The 5,406-nt window shown below is 56.9% G+C and carries 3 protein-coding genes; 2 read left to right on the forward strand and 1 reads right to left on the reverse strand.

Annotation, left to right across the window (positions count from 1 at the left end; all coding sequences use genetic code 11):
* Positions 1-836: 836 nt before the first annotated feature.
* Both QZ170_RS09070 and QZ170_RS09075 read left to right on the forward strand, forming a co-directional pair.
* A complete protein-coding gene (locus QZ170_RS09070; RefSeq protein WP_297180195.1) occupies positions 837-2,267 on the forward strand; it encodes an aspartate ammonia-lyase in 1,431 nt (476 codons plus the stop codon).
* 172 nt (positions 2,268-2,439) lie between these two features.
* Positions 2,440-4,305, forward strand: a complete 1,866-nt coding sequence (locus tag QZ170_RS09075; protein ID WP_297180197.1) for a right-handed parallel beta-helix repeat-containing protein — start codon at positions 2,440-2,442, stop codon at positions 4,303-4,305.
* 218 nt (positions 4,306-4,523) lie between these two features.
* On the opposite strand, the gene QZ170_RS09080 is transcribed toward QZ170_RS09075, so the two are convergent.
* The gene (locus QZ170_RS09080; protein ID WP_297180198.1) at positions 4,524-5,027 is read right to left on the reverse strand and encodes a hypothetical protein; all 504 of its coding nucleotides are present in this window, start codon (positions 5,025-5,027) and stop codon (positions 4,524-4,526) included.
* Positions 5,028-5,406: the final 379 nt, after the last annotated feature.

Below are 5,406 nucleotides of genomic sequence, written 5' to 3' on the forward strand. Positions count from 1 at the left end.
TGTATACTGTTGTGTACACGTGGGTATACAGTTGTGTACACACGTGTATACTCATACCTCCTAGGTAGGAGGTATATACTGGGGATCTCTACACCTAGGACACGGATACTTCTATCTTCGGCGTACGCTCCCCCACGACCTTGCCCTCGCACTATGGTGATTTCATGCGTCAGCCCTGCCAGAGGGACATATTCGCTCATCTTGTCCATAAGTATGGTACTAGGACAGAAAGTAAATTCACCCCTCATAACCCACTCTATATCAAATATTCCGAGAGCGTCACAGCGCTCTTACCGAGAGCGTCACAGCGCTCTTACCGAGAGCGTCACAGCGCCCTTACCGAGAGCGTCACAGCGCTCTTACCGAGAGCGCTCTTGGGGTCATTACTACCCCTCAGGAAGGGCTCTCAGAATGTGCGTGACAGCCCCAGAGAGAAAGCTCCCGCCATAGCCGTCATACAGCCCCACCCCTCAGCCGTAGCGACACTGCCCCCACAGCGGAGGGGAGAGCGTCGCAGACCACCCTCCTTCCCCTCAGCGAGGGGAGAGCCTCGGGAGAGCCTCGGGAGGAGGCTTCCTTGCACCTAGAGACACACTTAGGAGATCAAGCAGATTATCACAGATAGGCAAGAAAAGAAGCCTTTAAGGTGGAGAAGAAGCACAATAAGGAGCGGTTTGGTCTGTCTATCGGGGGAAAGGGAGCGTTTCAGCATAGAGCCCCTAGACGAGGACACTCTCTAGCACACTACTAGGTGGGAAAATTCAGTACCTTTGCCTCCAGATATTCAGCACCATATCCTATACATATATAATATTCTAACTGATAATACAGAGACTATGGCAACCTCAGGTAAAGACTTTCGCACAGAAAGCGATCTGATCGGCGAACGTCAGATTAGCAATGAGTACCTCTACGGCGTACAGACCCTACGAGGCGAGGAGAACTTCCGCATCAGCCGCTTCCACCTCTCGGACTACCCCCTCTTCATCCACGGCCTAGCCTGGACGAAGGCTGCCGCAGCTATCGCTAATCACCGTCTAGGACTCCTCTCTGATGCCCAGAAGGACGCTATCCTCCAGGCCTGCAACGAGCTCCTCGAGGGGAAGCATCATGAGCAATTCCCGGTGGATATGATCCAGGGAGGTGCAGGTACGACGACCAACATGAACGCCAACGAGGTGATCTGCAATCGTGCCCTACAGATCATGGGACACGAGCCTGGGCAGTTCCAGTACCTCTCCCCCAACGACCACGTCAATGGCTCTCAGTCCACCAACGATGCTTACCCCACAGCGATCCACATGGGTCTCTATGCTTCGCATCTCAAGCTCCGTCCACACCTACAGCAGCTGATCGACTCCCTGCGCAAGAAGGCTAGCGAGTTCGCTCACGTACTCAAGATGGGACGCACGCAGCTACAGGACGCTGTGCCTATGACCCTTGGGCAGACCTTCGGGGGCTTCGCCTCCATCCTAGAGCACGAGATCGCCAACCTCGACTTCGCCGCTCAGCAGTTCCTCGCCATCAATATGGGCGCCACGGCTATCGGTACAGGTATCTGCTCCGAGCCCGAGTATGCCGACTACTGCACCGAGGCTCTAGCGAAGATCACGGGCTGGGACATCACCCGCACCCCAGACTTCGTCGGTGCTACCAGCGACACGAGCGAGATGATCGGCTACAGCTCTGCCCTTCGCCGTATCGCAGTCAAGGTAAACAAGATCTGCAACGACCTGCGCCTCCTCTCCAGTGGCCCTCGCTGCGGTCTCGGTGAGATCAATCTACCTGCTATGCAGCCAGGCTCCTCCATCATGCCCGGTAAGGTCAATCCCGTCATCCCCGAGGTAGCTAGCCAAGTCTGCTACAAGGTCATCGGTAACGACCTCTGCGTCACCATGGCTGGCGATGCCTCCCAGATGGAGCTCAACGCTATGGAGCCCGTCATGGCTCAGTGCTGCTTTGAGTCCATTGACCTCATGATCAACGGCTTCGATACCCTCCGCACCCTCTGCATCGATGGCATCACAGCCAACGAAGAGAAGTGCCGCAGCTACGTACGTGAGAGCATCGGTATCGTCACGGCACTCAACCCCATCATCGGCTACAAGAACTCCACCAAGATCGCCAAGGAAGCCCTAGAGACCGGACGTGGTGTCTACGATCTGATCATCGAGCACGGCATCCTATCTAAGGAAGACCTTGACACGGTGCTTGCTCCCGAGAACATGACGCACCCTGTACGCCTCGGTATCAAGCCGCTTAAGTAGCCCCCACTCTACAGCCCCAGCCACTACTGGGAGCACATAGAGGCCCAATAGCGTAGCTCCAGCCCTCTTACCCGACGTGAGTAAGGAGCTGGAGCTACTTTACTTTCCTCTCCCCCACCCTCGGGGGCTTAACCCTTTCCCCCTCTACCGCCCCACTGCATCACAGAGCATTATGCCCCATAGACCCATCCGCAGACTCTGCCTACCGCTCCTCCCCCTCCTCCTCGCCCTCCTCTCCTACAGCCTACCCCTAGGAGCGGTGCGCCGTACGATCCACCTCTCCTCCTATGGTCTGAGAGCTGGAGCGAAGGAGAGCTGTACCCCTCTCATGCGCAAGATCCTCGGTGACCTCCGCAGAGAGCTACAGAGCGAGGGAGACACCCTCGAGCTCCTCTTCGCCCCCGGTCGCTACCACTTCGCTAGTCAGGGAGCCGCCGAGCGTGTGTACTACATCTCCAACCACGACCACCCCGGTAGTCGCCCCATAGGTCTGCTCCTGGAGGGCTGGCGCAATGTGATCCTACGAGGTGAGGGGAGCGAACTCCTCTTCGAGGATCGCATGCTCCCCTTTGTCCTCGACAGCTGCCGAAGGGTGGAGCTACGTGGGCTGACCATAGACTATCCCAACCCTCAGATCACCCAGCTACACATCCTTCGCTCCGATACGATCCAGGGGATCACCTTTGCCCCCGCACCTTGGGTCAAGTGGCGACTCACGGAGGGTGGACGGCTGGAGGCCTACGGGGATAATTGGCGTACCCTCCCTGAGATCGGGATGGCCTTTGACCCCAAGAGCCGAGAGATCCGCTACCGCACCTCCGATGTAGGCTTTCCTAATCGGGGACTTCGCCAGCTCTCCCCACAGGAGGCCAAGGTCTACGCCACCGCTGGAGGACAGCCTGAGGCGATCCTATATGCCCCCCACTGGCGAGACGCCCGCCTGCCGAGTGGGACGATCTTCGCCGCCCGATCCTACTATCGCCCTCAGCCCGCTATCTTCATCACCGAGAGTCAGGACATCCGTCTGCACGACCTCACGGTACACTATGCCGAGGGGATGGGACTACTGGCTCAGAACTCCAAGGATATAGAGCTGGAGCGATTTCATGTAGAGCTACGCCCCGATGGGGGAAGGTACTTCACCACACAGGCCGATGCTACGCACTTCGTCGCCTGCCGAGGTCGAGTCAGCCTACAGCACTGTCGCTTCGAGAATATGATGGATGATGCCCTTAATGTCCATGGGGTCTATCTCAAGGTCTTGGCACGAGAGGACAAGCACACGCTGGTAGGACGCTTCATGCACGAGCAGTCCTTTGGCTTCCCGTGGGCTAGCCCAGGGGACTCTGTACGCTTGGTGACCTCGAGAGATATACAGGGTCTGGAGGGTGTCTTTCATGTGCGTGCCATCAGCTCCGTAGGGGGACGAGGGCTGGAGGGGGCACGGGAGGTACGTATCACCTTCGACGAGGAGCTACCCGCCGACTACCATGCCGAGCGAGGCATCAGCATGGAGAACCTCAGCCGTACCCCGAGTGTCGTCTTCGCGCATAACCTCGTACGGCACAACCGTGCCCGAGGCATCCTCATCAACACCCCTCGCCCTGTCCTCATCGAGGCGAATACCTTTGATCACGTCAGTGGCTCGGCGATCCTCTTCAGCACGGATAACAATATGTGGTATGAGTCGGGGCAGACCCGCGAGGTAGTGATTCGTCGCAATACCTTTCAGGACGTCTTGACGAGCCTCTATCAGTTCACCACAGCCGTAATCAGTATCCACCCGATCATCCCCGAGCTCACGCTCCAGCACCACCCCTTCTATGGGCAGGGAGCAGGGAGCATCCGCATCGAGGACAATATCTTCCGCACCTTCGACACACCCCTGCTACATGCTATCAGCACCGATGGCATCCTATGGCGGGGCAACAAGATAGAGCCCACCAAGACCTACCCCAAGTATCACCCCAATCAGAAGCGGTTCCTCCTAGAGGGCTGTCGCAATATCGACATCGAGCCTAAGGACCAAGTCGAGTAGCCCCGCTCCCCAGATAGCCCCTCTTATCTCCACCTCCTCGGCGACTTCCCTTCGTCTACTCCCCTTCGTATCCTCCTAGGAGCTAAAGCGGGCACAAGCACACCGCACGACGAAGGGCTACACACCGCGCAGTGGGAGCGACACTAGGGCGAGACAAAAGAGCAAGAGCCACAGCAACGAGGGCGTCCCCTCCTGCTGTGGCTCTTGCCATAATTGGGTTAAAGATAATTCGCTAACTCCTGTGGGGTAGGATCAACAGCTCGTATAACCCCTCGCTCATCGACGAGGTACGAGTGCAGTCGCTGCTGGAGTCCCATCACACGTAGACATTCGCTACGCATCTCAGTGCGCACACACTGCTGGGTCTCCTTGCCCACTTGGTCTAAGGTCAGCGTACGCTCGTACACATCCTGATCAGGATCGAGGGAGATCCCTCGGTAAGCAATCCTGTCACTAGGTGTAGCACTGAAGAGCTGACTCCACTGTTGGTTCTCTACTCTACTCTCGGCATCATAAGCTGCCCAGAAGTGGATAAGGGTCATCTTAGGGGTCTGGCCTTCGGTGAGTAGCCCACGCTGCCTCACGTCCAGAGACTTCATTTCCGGTAGTACATCACCTACCTCTAGCCCGGTATGGGCTGTGGGGCGAGGTGTGCTTGCAGAGGTCACTACGAGGAGCATACCGCAGGCCAGTACGCCGAAAAGAATTCCTTTCAACGTCATAAAAACTTATTTAAGTCCAACATACCTACGTCATCCGCTCGCCATCGCTAGCACTCCATGGATAGCATCTTGCTTTAGGGGGGAAAGGTCAGGGATTGGTCGGCGTAGGCTCCCGTGTTTCGGGGCTGTAGGTCTTTACCTTTGTACCACTTGTACTCGGCGCAAAGACGCACAAAGGTATAAAAAATCACCCATAGCACACCTTCACACCTCCCCCATCGTCCTCCTCTAAGTCTCTCTACCCTCGCATCTAGGGGCTCTACAGCACATACTTCCCTTGGGGAAAATTCTCCCTCCGAGGTGGGGAGAGAGGGCAAGAAAGGCGATGGCGAGCAGAGAAAAAGAGAGAAAGAGGAGAGAGGGAAGGGGGGTAAAGGAG

Origin of the sequence: uncultured Porphyromonas sp. (genome assembly GCF_905372525.1) — a bacterium.
Taxonomy (GTDB): Bacteria; Bacteroidota; Bacteroidia; order Bacteroidales; family Porphyromonadaceae; genus Porphyromonas.